Consider the following 13998-nt stretch of genomic DNA (forward strand, 5'->3'; position numbering starts at 1 on the left):
AAGAGTATAGCACTAGGCCAAGGCCGCCTCGAGGTCGGCCCACAGGTCCTCCACATCCTCGATGCCCACGCTCAGGCGGATGAGGGTGGGCGGAAGATGCTCCTGGCCGGGGATGGCTGCACGGCGCTCGAGGCTCGACTCCACCCCACCCAGGCTGGTGGCGTGGCGGATGAGCTGAACCCGGGCGCAAAGGGCCTCGGCCCGCTCCACCCCGCCCCGCAGCTCGAAGGCAACGATGGTGCCAAAGCCCTTGAGGCTCCTTCGGGCCAGGGCATGCTGGGGGTGGGAGGGCAGGCCCGGGTAGTGCACGCGGGCTACCCGGGGGTGCTGCTCCAGCCGTTCGGCCAGGACCTGGGCGTTGTGCTGGGCCCGCTCCAGCCGCAGCGCCAAAGTGCGGGCCCCCCGGGCGGCCAGAAAGGCCTCTAAAGCCCCAGGGACAGCCCCGTTCAGCTCCCGCACCTGGCGCAGGGCTTGCAGCAAGGCTTCGTCTCGGACGCTAACCACCCCCGCCAGCAGGTCGGAGTGGCCCCCGATGAGCTTGGTGGCCGACTGCACCGAGAAGCTGGCCCCCAGGGCCAGAGGCTGCTGGTTGAGCGGGGTGGCGAAGGTGTTGTCCACCGCCACCCAGACGCCCCTCAGCCGGGCGGCAGCACAGATGGCCTCCAGGTCGGCCAGCCGCAGAAGCGGGTTGGAAGGGGTCTCGAGCCAGAGCAGTTCAGCCTCGGCCGCGGCTTTCACCCAAGCCTCGGTATCCTCCAGCGAAATTTGCCTCACCCGCCAGCGACCCCGGGCAGCCCCCGCCAAAGCCAGGTTCGTCACCCCCTGGTAGCAGCTTTCGGGCAGCACCACCCGCGCCCCCTGCGGAAGGAGTTCAAAAACCGCTGCCACCGCCGCCATCCCGGAGGCAAAGGCCACCGCCTGGCCCCCCTCGAGCCCCCCCACAATAGCCTCCAGCACCTCCCAGGTGGGGGTGCCGTCGCTGCGGGCATAGGCCCGGGCCTCCCCGCGCAGGTAGTTGGAGGCCAGAACCAAAGGGGTGTTGAGGGGTTCGCCCGGGCGAGATGGGCGGCCCGCCGCTACCAGCCAGGAAGCAGGCCTGAGCCTGCGGGGGTTGTCCATGGGGCCGATTCTACCCTAAGGCCTGGCCTCGCCCCTGAGCACCCGCCGGACGGCCTCGGGATAGGCTCGGTGCTCCTCGGCTAGAATACGGGCGGCAAGGCTCTCCTCGGTATCCCCAGGCAGCACCGGTACCCGGCGCTGCAAAACGATGGGCCCGGTATCCACCCCTGCGTCCACAAAGTGCACGGTACAGCCGCTCTCCGAAACCCCTGCTGCCAGCGCTTGGCGCTGCGCGTGAAGCCCGGGGAAGGCGGGCAGCAGCGAGGGGTGGATGTTCAGGAGGCGGCCGTACCAACGGGCCACGAACTCGGGCGAGAGAATGCGCATGAATCCGGCCAGCAGCACCAGGTCGATGCGGCGCGCCTCCAACAGGCGGTGGGCTGCCTCTTCAAACCCTGCCCGGCCCTTCCAGGGAATGTGCACCGCCTCTACCCCCGCCCGCAAGGCCCTCTCCAGGGCCGGGGCCTGGGGCTTGTCCGAGACCACCAGCACCACCTGGCCCAAGGAGTCCCCGCAGGGAAAGGCCCGCAGCAGCGCCTCTAGGTTGCTGCCCCGCCCTGAGGCAAAGACCGCCAGGCGTGCAGGCCGGTCAAGCGGAAAATAGCTCATTCCGCTCTCCAATCCCATACACTGGACAGGCCGGCATCCATGCGAGCTCTTCCCCGGTTGGGGTGTCCCTCAGGCTGGTCATGCCCCCAACATACCACCGGAAAAGCGCTCAGAGCCGTTCCTGCAACCACTCGGGCGTAATCCGGAGGAAGAAGCTGTTGAGCTGGGTGTAGGTGCCGGTAAGCAGCAAAAGCCCCACCGCAATCAGCACCAGCCCGGCCACAATCTCCACCGCGTGGGAGAGCCGGGCGGCGCGGCGCAGAAAGGCTCGAGCCCGGTCGGCAAACAGCGCCACCAGTAGAAAGGGAACCGCCAGCCCCAGGATGTAGGCCAGCAGGAGGTGAATCCCCTCCCCCGTGGCCGTCAGGGTCAGGATGCCCCCCAGGATGGGCCCGATGCAGGGGGTCCAGCCCAGCCCCAGCACCACCCCCAGCACGAAAGCTCCCCAGGGCCGGTCGGTGGGGCCCTCGTAGCGCAGGTTGACCCCCCACCTAGGCCGGAGGCCCAGCATGTAGAGCCCGAGCAGGATGAGCACCACCCCCCCCACCCGCCCCAGCAGGTCGCGGTACTCAAAGAGCAGTCCCCCCAGAAGAGTAAAGGGCAGCCCCAGGAGGAAGAAGATGGTCGAGAAGCCCAGCACAAAGAAGACCGCATTCCTGAGCGGCCGCCCCTGCTGGCCCCCCAGGTAGAGCAAATAGGTGGGCACCAGGGGCAGTACGCAGGGCGAGAGGAAGGAGAGCACGCCTGCTAAAAAGGCAATGGGGAGGCTGAGGGTCATATACTAGGCTCGAGGCAGCTCCTCGAAGATGTTGGTCCAAACATTGATCACCTGACCACCACCGCTGGTCAGACCGGTCTCAATGGTCTTGACCACCTCGAGCGAGCGCATATCCAACTTGTAAAGGTTACCATCCGCATTAGAAAGATAACCAAAGCGCCCGTCCTTGGTGAAAACTACATGGCCCATCCGACCTTTGCCAATCACCAGGTCCTTGAGAGTACGCAGGCCCGGGATATCAATTACGGTGATTACGTTGTTGCCGTAGTTGGTGGCAATAGCCCGGCGACCATCGGGCGTGTTGTAAGCGTGGCCCACCCCAGTGCTGGCACAGCTCAGCCGGTGCACCAAGCGCTTGGTACGGGCACCAAAGAAGGCCACCTCCCGGCCTCGAAGGTTGTTGCCAGGCCCACGGTTGAGGGCCATGAAGTAGCGGCCATCCTGGGTGAAATTCCCGTGGTGGGCCTCCACCGCATCTTCTCCAATCAAGGGCATCTCCATACGGGCTATCACCGGTAGGTCGGGCCGGGTCAGGTCGTAGACCACGATACCAGGCCTCACCTGGGCGTTGCCCTCATGGATGAGCCAGAGCTCTTTGCCATCGGGACTAATGCAAGGATAGTGGGGTACGCTGGGGGAGGGAAAAGTACGCACCGACCAGTCTGCCGTGTCCACTACCACCAGGCGGTCGTCCACCCGGTCCAGGGTATAGAAGAAGCGGCTGTCCCAGCTCCAGGCGTTGTGCATCGAGGTTACGCCCTTGGGCTGGTTCTGCACAGGTATCTCTATGGTTTTCTCGATGCTATCGTCGCTAGTCCGAATGAAAACCAGCCGAAGCTTGCCCTCGCTCAACCCCCAGTGGTCCACGCCCACCCGCCTACCATCGGGGCTCACCAGGCCGTGCTTGGGACGGTTGCCCGTTTCCAGCACCTTGGCCACCCGCAGGTTCCGCATATCGAGCACCACCAACCGGGTCTCCCCTTCGCCGGCCCCGCTCACATAGACCTTGGTGCCATCGGGGGTCATGCTGCCTAGGGTAGCCCCCCGAGCAGTGTCTAGGCTGGCCACCACCTGGTCGGTACGCGTGTCCACTATGAAGGCCTTGGCATTGGCGTTGAGGAAAACCACGTAGTCCGACCAGACTACCGAACCGACCTGAGCCCGCCCCTGCTGGGCAGGCTGGGCTGCCGCGATTGCAGCCGCACCCAGGGTCTTCAGCACCGTGCGACGGTTGAGCTCTGGCATAGCCCCTCCGTGGACCCGAAAACAAACACTTATCCCACCACCGGACAGCTTGTGGGCACCCGGGTGTGCTCGGCGTACGGGATCACCGTGGCCCGGGTCACCTCCTCCCGCGCCCGGGCCACGGTGCGGAACAGGTCGCGCAGGTTCTGGCTTTGGGCGCGGAAGAATTCATCGAACTGGGGGTTGCCCAAAAAGCCCACCGCGTAGGTCTCGTCCTTGGCGGCATCGTGCTCTAAGACCACCGCGGCCAAGGCGTGGGGGGCAGGGCCGCCCCTCACCTCGCCCCCACGGGTCACATCAAAGGAGGAAAGGTGGGCGCAGCAGACCAGGCGGGGTCCCCGGTTCCCCTCCGGTTTGTAGTAGCCCATGGCCCCTAGGTTGGGGGCAGCGTAGCTGTAGCCATGGTTGCAGATGCTGGTGTAGGCCACCACGCTCCTGCGGGGGCCCACCCCCCCCGGCCAGCGGTAGTTCCTGCCATCGGGCATTCGCACCTCCACCGGAGAAAGCTCGGCATCCACGTTTACCAGGATGTTGGGGGTACCGGCGAAGGGGTAGGGGAAGACGAAGGGCTCATGGGGCCTGAGGGTGCTGAGCTTGAAGGGCTTACCCTCTTTGTCTACCAGAAGGGCCCGCTGGAAGTTGGTGGCGCTGGTCTGGGCCCGGACGAACTCGAGCATCCCCAAGGGGGAAAGCTTGAGGAGCAAGCCCAGGGAGACCCCCCGGTTCAAAAGGTCGAGAAAGTTTCGGCGATTCATCGGGTACCTCTAGGGAAGCTTAATCCAAGGGAAGCGCTTCTGGGTGGTGGGGTCGAGCTCCAAAAGGGCCCGGGCCGGCATCTGCACCTTGGGCAGGGTCTGGGCATTCATGGGCTCGGAGCCATCGATGATACCGTTCTGGTAGAGCAGGTAGGCCACCAGGGCGTAGACCTCGTCGTCGGTGAGGGTGCCCGGGGCCTGGAAGGGCATGGCCCGGCGAATGTAGTCGAAGAGGGTGGTGGGGTACTGCCAGTAGTTGCCGATTACGAAGTCCACCGGGTCCACGTCCTTGGTCACCGGGAAAGGTTCACCCACCAGCCGGTTGAAAACCCCCCCCTGGCCGTTGGCCCCGTGGCAGCCCAGGCACTGGGCGTTGTAGACCTTCTCCCCCTCGTCCACGGTGCCCTCCCCCGGGGGCAGGCCGCGCCCATCGGGCAGAATAGAGGGGCGGATGTTCCAGCGCTCAACCTCCTGCGGGGTAAGGGGGGTGCCGATGCGGTAGCGGCCCTGGCCCACCGGCTGGGCCAGCACCCAGGCCAGCAGGCCCAGGGCCAGGAGAAGCAGAGGCAAACGCTTCACGACTCACCCCCACAACCACCCAAGCCCACCGCCCCCAGCCGCCGCGGGGCCAACGAGGCCGAAAGGGTCTTATCACCGTTGACCACCTTGCCGTCGGTCTGGATGCGCCAGGCCTGGATAGCGTTGTAGTGGTAGCGGTTGTTGCGGGCCCAGCGGGCGAAGAATTCCTCCTGGGTGGGCTGGGCGTTGCCTTTTTCATCCCAGGCCCGGCTCATGATCACGGTCTCCTTGCCATCCCAAACCCATGGCAGCTTGAAGCGCACCACCGAGAGGGGGTCTGGAGAGGGCTCGAGGCTGGCCCGCCGCCAGGTCTGGCCCCCATCCAGCGAAACCTCTACCCGGACGACCCGGCCGTGCCCGCTCCAGGCCAGGCCGCGGATCTCGTGGAAGCCGCGCTCGATCTGCTGCAACCCCGAGGGGTAGGTGATGATGGACTGCGGGTCCATGATCCAGGTGAAGGCATGGATCTTGCCATCGGCCATGGTGTCGGTGTACTCGGAGGTCTCGTCCTTGCTCATCACCGGCATGTCCGTCACCTGGATGCGCCGGAGCCACTTGACCATGATGCTACCCTCCCAGCCCGGCACCACCAGCCGCAAGGGGTAGCCCTGCTCAGGGCGCAGGGCCTCGCCGTTCTGGGCGTAAGCCACCAGCACATCGTCCAGGGCCTTCTCCAAAGGCAGGCTCCGGGTGTAGGCCGCCGCGTCGGCCCCTTCGGGAATCAGCCAGCGGGCCCCCTCCTTGATGCCGGCCTCCTTCAGGAGAATGGCCAGCGGCACCCCGGTCCAGGAGGAGTTGGAGACCAGCCCGCGGCTGCGGGTGGCGGTGAGGGTCATGTCGGGGGGGTTGCGGTAGCCGTTTTGCCCGTTGCCCGCGCACTCGATGAAGAGGGTGCGGGTCACCGAGGGCAGGCGTTTGAGGTCGGCCAGGGTGAAGATGAGGGGCCTTTCTACCATCCCGTGGATGACCAGCCGGTGCTCAGCGGGGTCGATGGTGGGCACCCCCCCGTGGTGGCGCTCGAAGTGGAGCGAGCTTGGGGTGATAACCCCGTCGAGCTTGTCCAGGGGAGTAAAGTTGGCCCCCGAGTGGCGGGTGCGCAGGTTGGGCGAGATGTAGCGGATTACATGCTTCTCAAACTCGCTGCGCTCGCCGTACTCCCGCAGCTCGGCCCCCAAAAACCGCATGGGCTCGAAAGCCTTCTCCGAGAACTTCTCTCCTTGGGCCAGACCGCCGGAAAGCTTCACAAAAGCCCCCGCAGCCGCGCCCTTGCTCAAGAGTTGCAGCAGCTTGCGTCGATTCATCCCACGTCCTCACGAAGAGGGTGGGGCCTGGCCCCACCCCGGCCCCCGGCTCAAGCCCCAGGGCCGAACATGTCGCTCCAAAGACCGCGGGCCCACTCGAGGCCGAGGGCCCCGTTGGGCTTAGACCGGTTGTTGTCCACTGTGGACTGCTGGCGCACCTGGCGGGCCGCCGCGTCCCAGTCGTGCTTGTGCGAGACCCAGATAGCCTCCTCGTTGCTCACGAAGCTATAGCAGACGTTGTCGGGAAGGGGGTTAGGAATCTCGTCCAGGCGCTTGCCGGCAATCCGCTGGGCGATGTGCTCGGCGACGATCTTGCCATCGTTGTAGGCCACCTGACCGCTCTTGGGGAAGGGCGCGTTGCCGATTACGTCGCCAATCACGTAGACCCGGTCGTCTACCTCGGAAAGGAAGGTGGGCAGGCGCACATTGGCCCAGCGGTCGCCGAGCCCGGCCGTGCGCACAATCTCGCCCGCCTTCATGGGGGGGATGATGTTGGCCAGGTCGAACTTGAACTCGCCAAGCGGGGTCTTGACCTCCTTCTTGCCGTAGTCGATGGCCGTGACCTCAGCCTGGGGGATGTACTGGATGTAGTCCTTGTACAGGTCGTTGTAGGCCGCAGTGAAGCCCGGCCCCTTGGAGATGGGACCAGGGTTGGCATCCAGTACAATCACCTTGCCCTTGATGCGGTTGGTCTTGAGGTAGTAGGCCAGCAAAGCGGCCCGCTCGTAGGGGCCCGGGGGGCAGCGGTAGGGAGGGCGAGGAATAGCCAGCACGATATCGCCCCCCTCGAAGTTGTCGATCTGACGCTTCAGGGCGATGTGCTCCCAGGGTTTGAAGCCCACCGGCAGGAACTGCCTGACCTCGCTGTAGCCCTGGATGGCCTCGTACATGTAGTCGATGCCAGGCGAGACCACCAGGTAGTTGTAGAAGATGATGCCACTGGTGGTGCGCACATAGCGGCCCGCACGGTTGACCTCGATGGCCCGCTCGTTGACGATGGTGACCCCGGCTTTCGCCACGTTGGCGTAGTCAAAGACGATGAAGTCCAGGTCCTTTACCCCACCCAGGTAGAGGTTGCTCATGGGGCAGGACATGAAGGCGGGGTTCTTCTCGATGAGCACCACCTCGATGTTGGGGTTCTTGCGCCGCAGGTGCCGGGCCGTGCTCACCCCGCCCCAGCCCCCACCGATGATCACCACCCGGTTGCCCCGGGCCGGCCCCAGCACGCTGGAGGGCTTGCTGAAGAATTCCTGTGCGAAGCCGCTGCCCGCTACCGCTGCACCCGCCGCCACACCAGCTTTCAGGAGCTTCCGCCGCGTTACCTTGCTCATAGTTCCTCCCAGACAGCCCAAGCGTATCGGGGATACCCCCGCGATGCCTCCTGCCTGCTTGAGCTTGTCATAAGCTTATCAGATTCTCCCCAAGAGAGTTCACTGGCCCGGACGGTAGGGCTGCCCCCCCACAGCCTCCAGGATCTGGCTCATCACCCGCTTTGCCTCCTGCAGCATGGCCATGGTGGGCTGGCTCTGGGCCACCCCTGGCATAATGCCCATCAGCATGGGTTCAATGGCCCCCACCAGGGCCCCACCCGGCATGGGCATTACGAAGAAGCGGCAGGGGGCAGCGAACCCCCCCGCCGGCTGGGTCATGAACATCTGGTAGGCCCACTCGCTCTTGCAGGGGTGGATGCCGATTACGTTGCCCATCCTCACCGCGGGCAGAACGTTCAGGCCGTTGCTCCCTAGCTCGCTTTCGATAAGCAAGGCCAGCTCCTCGGGGTTGCCGCCCTCCACCCGGTAGAGCATGGCCGGCATCATCCCCGAGCGGGGGTCGGGCATCATGGCTGGGGCCACCCTGTAGGGCAGGCCCACGCTGGCGATCACGGCCTTGAGCCTGGCCCCCAGCAGGCGGCTTTTGGTGTTCTTGACCCCCAGCATCCCAAACATCAGGTCGGGGTCAAAGGTGCCCACCGTCACCGCCCCCCGCCGCGCGGTGTGAAGGTAGACCGTGGGGGGCAGGATGATGGCGGTCATGAAGTTTTCCTGTATCGCCGCCAAAGTGCCCTCCTCGGGCTCCAGAACCATGAGGAGGTAGTCGGGGAAGTCGGCCTTAAAGTTCTTGACCTGGCCCCCCAGGTTCAGCGTCCGGGCCACCTTGAGGCCCTGCGCGGTGAGGGCCGCCTCAACCCGGCCCTGGGCTTCGGCCAGGCTCACCCCCCGGAGGGTGGTCTCCAGGGACTGGGCCAGCGAAAAAGAGCACAGTAGAGCAAAGGCAGCCAGCAAGCGTAGTTTCATTCCACCACCCCTTCAAGGTCTTTCCACCGGAAGGCCCTGCTCGAGCCAGGCCCGGTAACCTCCGTTCAGGTTCTTGACCTCGGTGTACCCCAAGGCCCGCAAGTAGGCCGCAGCCACCGCGCTCACATGCCCGGTGCCGCAGTAGACCAGGATGGGCTTGGTCTTGTCCTTGGGCAAAGCGGACAACCGGTCTGGGAGCTGGCCGATGTGGATGTGCACCGAGCCCGGGATAAAGCCCCTCGAGCGCTCCTCAGCGGTACGCACGTCCAGGATAAAGGGCTCGAAGACCTCCACGTAGTCCTTGGCCTCGGCCACATAGAGCAGGTAGCTAGCCGGGTTGACCTTCTTGATAAAGGCCCCCATCTGCAGCAGGGCACCTGGGGTCATCTCCTGGGCAAACACGAGGCCACCCCAGAGCACCAGCAGTGCAAGGCCCCTACGCATACATCCCTCCCTCACCGGGTAAAGCCCGGCATCTCGGTGAACCGGTTCCGGCCCTTGGTGGCCTCGGCCAGCATGTACATGGAGAGAGCGATGTAGGGCTCGGAGTAGTAAGCGGGCGGATGGATGCCCACCGACTCGTAGCAGAAAGCAATGCGGTCCTGCAGGGTGTAGAGCTTGTCGGCCTCAAAGCGGTAGGCCGGCCACTCGTTGGAGAGGCCCTGGCGCGGGCTGCGCACCGGCGAGAGCCGCACCTTGCGGCCTGCGTAGGCGTCGTGGCAGATCGAGCAGTTCATGTCGCGGTCGCCGGCCCGGTGGAACCAAAGCTCCCGCCCCAGGTTGTACATGGCAACCTCCTGCGAGGTGCGGGGCACCACGTTAATGGGCATCTCGCTCGATTTGGAGGCCACGTAGGCCACCAGGGCCTTGACCTCATCCCGCTTGATCTCCTCCATTTTGAAGCCCTGGAGCCGCACCATGCAGCTCACGATGCGGGTCTCCAGATCTTCCACCCGCCTGGTATCGGCGAAGTAGCGGGGAAGCTGGGTCAGGGCACCCTCGAGCTTCCCCGGGCCCAGGCCAAAATCGCAGGCCTCGAGGCTGGCCTGCTTGGGCCCCCGCTTGGCATAGAAGAGCTCCTCGCCCTGCGCTGCGTAGAGCTCGCCGGGCAGAATCCCCGCGGTCTGGCGGAAAAGCTCCCGCTGGCGCTCGGCTTCCTTGTAGGGGTCGAGCTGCTGGCCCTGGGTGAAGGCAATGCCCAGCCCAATCCCCAGCAAGGCCAGCCCCAACACGAGATACAAGCGATTCTTGCGCATACTCACCTCTTGAGGTTGGCGTTGACCGGCGAGGCCGGGTCGAGCAGGAAGGCCACGATGTGGGCGGTGTCCTCCGGGGTCAGAATCCCGTGGTAGCCGGCCCGGTACATGAGCGAGCAGGGCATGGTGGCCCAGGCGTTGTAGATTTTTTCGTAGGTATAACGCACCACGGCCTCGCTGGTGCCGCGAGCACCGTAGCCCACCAGCCCGGGCCCCATATTGCCCGCCCCGGGCTCCCGCGGATCACCGGTGTGGCAGGCGTAGCAGTTGCCCTTGCGGGGGTTGGTGAAAAGCTCCTCGCCCTTCTTCCAGTCTCCCATCAGCCGGCCGTCGGCAGGATACTTGATAAGCTTCTTCTGCCGCTCCAGAAAGGCCGGCACCAGTTCGGGGGGAAGCTTGTCGCGGTACTGCGAACAAAGGGCCTGGTCGGGGTCCTGCTGCATGCTCTTCTGAAACTCAGCCCCCCCGCTCTGAATGACCTGGTTCACCCGCTGCTGGAAGGGGCTTTGCTGCGAGAGGGCCACCCCCAGCAATGCTGCCAAAAGCCAAAACAGGAGCCTTTTCCTCAACACGTCCGTACAACCTCCTTAGCTCGGCAACACATAACGATGGTCCAGCACCCGCATGCTCGGGCGGGGCGGAATGTTGACCACTTTGACCTGGCGTATGTAATCGGCCAGGATCTCGTAAACAGGCTTCGGGGCGTACTTCTCCAGAAGAGTGCCGGCCCTCTGCAGCCGCCCCCCGTAGGAAGCCACCACATACTCCCGGTTGGGGTCAAGCCGCCGCCCCCGCACGGCCACATTGCGGATACGCTGACCGGAAGGGGCGTTCACCACCAGGTCGTAGGCCAGGCCGTACACCCGGCTCATATCCCCTCCCTGCTGGTAGAAGGGGTCGGGGTTGAAGGCGTTGGCCGCCACATCCTCCAGCACGGCCAGAAGCCGCTCACCCTTGAGTTTGAAAACGTAGACCTCAGGGTAGGTAAAGGCGGTATAAGCCAAAAGCCGGTCCATGGTGATGGACTCCCCTGGCAGGATGGCGGTGCCCCAGCGGGTGCCTGGGCTGAAGGCCACCTCCACCTCGGGGTAGAAAGCCTGGATAGCCCGGCCTGCGAGTTCGTCGAAGGTAGAGTAGGTGGAGTCGCGCTTGTAAAGCAGGGTGCCCGCGGTGCCCAGCACCTCGTCCAGGTAGGCTTTGTGAGGGGCATAGGCCTGCTCCACGAAGGCCACCAGGTCGGCCTCGGGTTTGATCAGGTTGCTGGCTGCGGGCAGCACAGTTTGGCGAATCTCCTCGATACCCCCCTTCCTGAGCTTCAGGTCCACCCGGATCACCGCCTTGCCCGCCGCCCCACCCGCCACCAGCCAGGTGTTGCCAAAGCGGGCTGGGCGGGGGGTGTAGTCGTGGGTGTGGCCGGTCAGGATCAGGTCTATCCCCTTCACCTTCTCAGCAATGGCGGAGTCCAGCGGCACCCCGTTGTGGGAGAGGAGCACGATGGCATCCACCCCCTTGCCCCGCAGCTCGTCCACGTAGCGCTGGAGCTCGTGCTCCCGCACCCCGAAGGAAAGCCCCTCCGAAAACTCCTCGGGGTGCGAGACCTTCACGTAGGGGAAGGTGGAGCCAATGATCCCCAGGCTGTAGCCCCCGACCTCGTGAATGCGGTAGGGCTCGTAGATGGGATCGCCAAAGAGGTCGTCCACGATGTTGAAGCTGATGACCTGGGCCTTGAGCTCCTTCACCAGCTCTTCCACCCGGGGCCGGCCTAGGGTGTACTCCCAGTGGAAGACCATGTGGTCGAAGCCCACCCGGTTCATCCAGTCCACCATCACCTGGCCCCGGGTCAGCAGGGAGATGCCGGAGTTGGTCCAGGTATCCCCCCCATCAAGCACCAAGGTGCGCTTCTCCCCAGCCATGGCCCGCTGCTGTCGAATCAGGGTGCCCACATAGGCCCCCCCGCCCATGGGCCCAAAGCGCTGGGCCAGGGCCACGAAGTCCACCGAGGAAAAGAGGTAGGCCTCCAGACTCCCCCGCCTAAAGCCGTAGTAGCGCAGCATGGCCTCGCCCGCCAGATACCCAGGCCGCCCCTCCAGGGGCGTGGGGGCCAGCAGGTTGGGCGGCTCCATGAAGTAGTGGGGCCGCAGCTGCGCGTGCATGTCGGTGTTGAAAAGCAGGGTGACATCCCCAAAGGGCGGCACCTGGTAAAGCTGCTCGGGGCGGTCCATGGCCTGGGCCACAGCCTTTGGAGAGGTCAGGCCCATGGCCAGGAGAAGCTTTGTGAGCTCGCGTCTGGTCGTAAAACCCCCCTTTTCCCCACAGCACGCGGTGGATGCACTTTGGCGCTTTGCGCTATCAGCGTCTTAGCGCTGGCCGAGTGTTGAAGTCCGAGGCCGGGTCCAGCAGATAGGCCACCACATCGGCGATCTCCTCAGGCTTCAAAAGCCCTCCCACCCCAAAGCGGTACATCACCGTACAGGGGAAGTAGGCCCAGGTGTTGTAGATCACCTCGTAGGTGTACCGCTGGACTGCCTCAGAAGTACCCCGCTGCCCGTACTTCTCCAGGCTGGGCCCCACGTTTCCGCCAATGTTGGTAGGCGAGCCCACATGGCAGGAGAAGCAGTTGCCTCGAGCCAGGGTGTTGTAGATGGCCTCGCCCCGTTTCCAGTCGCCCATCAGCTTCCCATCGGCAGGGTACCTGATGAGCCGGCGCTGGGCCTCGATAAAGGGGCCAAGCACCTCGGGGGGCAAGCGGTTGCGGTGAATAGAGCAGAGGGCCTGGTCGGGGGCCTGCTTCAGAAGGGTGCTGGCGTAGGACTGGCCCCCAGCCTGGATTAGACGCTGCAGCTCGGGGGTGATGTAGGTGGCATCGGTTTGGCCGCTGGCCAGGCCCAAGAGGAGGAAAGATACCAGGAGCAACTGAGGGCGACGCATCTCTACCTCCTAACGTATGAACCCCGGCAGGTCCATCCGAGCTCCCCGGGCCTGCGCGTTCATGAAAAGGGTCAGGGCGATGATGGGCTCAGAGTAGAAGTCGGGCGCGGGCATGCCCAGGTTGGCGTAGCAGGCCCGGATGCGGTCGGCCATGGTCCAGGCCTGGTCGTTGGAGTAGCGGAAGGCCGGCCAGTGGCTGGCCACCCGCTTGTCGCCCAGAAGGTCAGAGTAGGGTAGCACCCCCGCCCGGCGGCCCACATAGGTCACGTGGCAGGTGGCGCAGCCCATATCCCGCGGGCCTGCCCGTAGGTAGAAGAGCTTCTCGCCCAGCTCGTAAAGCCGCTTTTCCTGCGGCACGAGGGGGCGCACGTACATGACCTGCTCGTTGGAGAGCGAGGCGATGTAGAAGGCAATGGCCACCACCTCGCTGCGCTTGATCTCCTCCGGCTTGAAGCCTTGAAGCTGGATCATGCAGGTGCGAATGCGGGAGTCGAGGTCCTCCACCCTGCGGGTGTCAAAGAAGTAACGGGGCAGGCGGCCCACCACCCCCTCCAGCCGCCCCGGCCCCCGGCCAAAGTCGCAGGCCTCGAGGCTGGCCTGCTTGGGCCCCCGCTTGGCCTTGAAAAGCTCCTCCCCCTGCTGCACAAAGAGGTCGCTGGGCAGGATGCCCCCGCTCTGCTCCAAAAGCTGCTGCTTCTGCTTCTCGGCTTCCTTGTACGGGTCATCCTCCTGGGCCAGGGCTGGAAAGGAGAGCAGCCCCAGGAGCACCACCCCCAGTAGACGCCAGAAGCGACCCATAGCCGCACCCTTAGGCTAGGGCGAGGTCGGCGGTGCGCTCCCCGCTCTTGCCGGCGAGGTCTTTGGCCACTACCTTGATCTGGCCAGCCTTGGCCGCCTTCATCTTGAAGGCAAAAAGGGGGTTGGCGCTGGTGCCCGGCCCCGGCTTTACCACGGCGATGGGCTGGCCATCGAAAAGTACGGTGAGCTCGTTGATGTGGTCGGCCGGGATCAGCTTGCCACTAGCATCCCGGCGGGTGCCCGGCTCCATGGGGTGCTGAATGACCACCTGGATGCGAACCTCCTCGCCTGCCTTGGGCCTAGCCGGGTTGAAACGAATCAGGATGTTCATCTGCA

14 protein-coding genes and 2 pseudogenes are annotated in these 13998 nt (G+C 65.0%); all 16 read right to left on the minus strand.

Going from position 1 to position 13998, the window contains the following annotated elements:
* Positions 1-12: 12 nt before the first annotated feature.
* Positions 13-1119, minus strand: a complete 1107-nt coding sequence (locus DV704_RS11275; protein ID WP_114799679.1) for a PLP-dependent aspartate aminotransferase family protein — start codon at positions 1117-1119, stop codon at positions 13-15.
* An 18-nt stretch (positions 1120-1137) separates the two neighbouring features.
* Positions 1138-1728 (minus strand): annotated as a pseudogene (gene purN / locus DV704_RS11280) (phosphoribosylglycinamide formyltransferase); the annotation flags it as partial.
* A 109-nt stretch (positions 1729-1837) separates the two neighbouring features.
* Positions 1838-2506, minus strand: coding sequence for a cytochrome c biogenesis CcdA family protein (locus DV704_RS11285; protein ID WP_114799681.1), 669 nt, complete (start codon positions 2504-2506; stop codon positions 1838-1840).
* A 3-nt stretch (positions 2507-2509) separates the two neighbouring features.
* On the minus strand, positions 2510-3751 hold the full coding sequence (locus tag DV704_RS11290; RefSeq protein ID WP_114799682.1) for a YncE family protein: 1242 nt from the start codon (positions 3749-3751) through the stop codon (positions 2510-2512).
* A 29-nt stretch (positions 3752-3780) separates the two neighbouring features.
* Positions 3781-4506 carry a Rieske (2Fe-2S) protein gene (locus DV704_RS11295; protein ID WP_114799683.1) on the minus strand — a complete coding sequence of 242 codons (726 nt, stop codon included), beginning with the start codon at positions 4504-4506 and terminating at the stop codon, positions 3781-3783.
* 9 nt (positions 4507-4515) lie between these two features.
* The gene (locus DV704_RS11300) at positions 4516-5085 is read right to left on the minus strand and encodes a c-type cytochrome (RefSeq protein WP_114799684.1); all 570 of its coding nucleotides are present in this window, start codon (positions 5083-5085) and stop codon (positions 4516-4518) included.
* Positions 5082-6386 (minus strand): sulfite dehydrogenase, encoded by a 1305-nt coding sequence (gene soxC, locus DV704_RS11305; protein ID WP_114799685.1) that lies wholly within the window; start codon positions 6384-6386, stop codon positions 5082-5084. Before soxC ends, DV704_RS11300 begins: the two co-directional genes overlap by 4 nt.
* 50 nt (positions 6387-6436) lie before the next feature.
* Positions 6437-7717 carry an FAD-dependent oxidoreductase gene (locus tag DV704_RS11310; protein WP_114799686.1) on the minus strand — a complete coding sequence of 427 codons (1281 nt, stop codon included), beginning with the start codon at positions 7715-7717 and terminating at the stop codon, positions 6437-6439.
* Positions 7718-7816: 99 nt separating this feature from the next.
* Positions 7817-8680: a translation initiation factor 2 gene (locus tag DV704_RS11315; RefSeq protein WP_114799687.1), complete on the minus strand. Its 864-nt coding sequence runs from the start codon at positions 8678-8680 to the stop codon at positions 7817-7819.
* A 12-nt stretch (positions 8681-8692) separates the two neighbouring features.
* A complete protein-coding gene (locus tag DV704_RS11320; protein ID WP_114799688.1) occupies positions 8693-9124 on the minus strand; it encodes a rhodanese-like domain-containing protein in 432 nt (143 codons plus the stop codon).
* A gap of 11 nt (positions 9125-9135) precedes the next feature.
* Positions 9136-9936, minus strand: coding sequence for a sulfur oxidation c-type cytochrome SoxA (gene soxA, locus DV704_RS11325; RefSeq protein WP_114799689.1), 801 nt, complete (start codon positions 9934-9936; stop codon positions 9136-9138).
* A 2-nt stretch (positions 9937-9938) separates the two neighbouring features.
* A complete protein-coding gene (soxX, locus tag DV704_RS11330) occupies positions 9939-10505 on the minus strand; it encodes a sulfur oxidation c-type cytochrome SoxX (protein WP_114799728.1) in 567 nt (188 codons plus the stop codon).
* Between the two features lie 18 nt (positions 10506-10523).
* Positions 10524-12224 (minus strand): annotated as a pseudogene (gene soxB / locus DV704_RS11335) (thiosulfohydrolase SoxB); the annotation flags it as partial.
* Positions 12225-12285: 61 nt separating this feature from the next.
* Entirely contained in the window at positions 12286-12864 is a 579-nt protein-coding gene (gene soxX / locus DV704_RS11340; protein ID WP_114799691.1) for a sulfur oxidation c-type cytochrome SoxX, read from the minus strand.
* A 9-nt stretch (positions 12865-12873) separates the two neighbouring features.
* A complete protein-coding gene (soxA, locus tag DV704_RS11345) occupies positions 12874-13662 on the minus strand; it encodes a sulfur oxidation c-type cytochrome SoxA (RefSeq protein WP_114799692.1) in 789 nt (262 codons plus the stop codon).
* A gap of 10 nt (positions 13663-13672) precedes the next feature.
* Positions 13673-13993, minus strand: coding sequence for a thiosulfate oxidation carrier complex protein SoxZ (soxZ, locus tag DV704_RS11350; protein WP_233498342.1), 321 nt, complete (start codon positions 13991-13993; stop codon positions 13673-13675).
* Between the last annotated feature and the right edge of the window lie 5 nt (positions 13994-13998).

Origin of the sequence: Meiothermus sp. QL-1, from assembly GCF_003351145.1 — a bacterium.
In the GTDB taxonomy this organism is placed as follows: domain Bacteria; phylum Deinococcota; class Deinococci; order Deinococcales; family Thermaceae; genus Meiothermus.

Coding starts and splice junctions, on each gene's coding strand:
- DV704_RS11275 (WP_114799679.1), bottom strand. CDS start 1,119: ATGGACAACCCCCGCAGGCTCAGGCCTGCTTCCTGGCTGGTAGCGGCG.
- DV704_RS11285 (WP_114799681.1), bottom strand. CDS start 2,506: ATGACCCTCAGCCTCCCCATTGCCTTTTTAGCAGGCGTGCTCTCCTTC.
- DV704_RS11290 (WP_114799682.1), bottom strand. CDS start 3,751: ATGCCAGAGCTCAACCGTCGCACGGTGCTGAAGACCCTGGGTGCGGCT.
- DV704_RS11295 (WP_114799683.1), bottom strand. CDS start 4,506: ATGAATCGCCGAAACTTTCTCGACCTTTTGAACCGGGGGGTCTCCCTG.
- soxC (WP_114799685.1), bottom strand. CDS start 6,386: ATGAATCGACGCAAGCTGCTGCAACTCTTGAGCAAGGGCGCGGCTGCG.
- DV704_RS11310 (WP_114799686.1), bottom strand. CDS start 7,717: ATGAGCAAGGTAACGCGGCGGAAGCTCCTGAAAGCTGGTGTGGCGGCG.
- DV704_RS11315 (WP_114799687.1), bottom strand. CDS start 8,680: ATGAAACTACGCTTGCTGGCTGCCTTTGCTCTACTGTGCTCTTTTTCG.
- DV704_RS11320 (WP_114799688.1), bottom strand. CDS start 9,124: ATGCGTAGGGGCCTTGCACTGCTGGTGCTCTGGGGTGGCCTCGTGTTT.
- soxA (WP_114799689.1), bottom strand. CDS start 9,936: ATGCGCAAGAATCGCTTGTATCTCGTGTTGGGGCTGGCCTTGCTGGGG.
- soxX (WP_114799691.1), bottom strand. CDS start 12,864: ATGCGTCGCCCTCAGTTGCTCCTGGTATCTTTCCTCCTCTTGGGCCTG.
- soxA (WP_114799692.1), bottom strand. CDS start 13,662: ATGGGTCGCTTCTGGCGTCTACTGGGGGTGGTGCTCCTGGGGCTGCTC.
- soxZ (WP_233498342.1), bottom strand. CDS start 13,993: ATGAACATCCTGATTCGTTTCAACCCGGCTAGGCCCAAGGCAGGCGAG.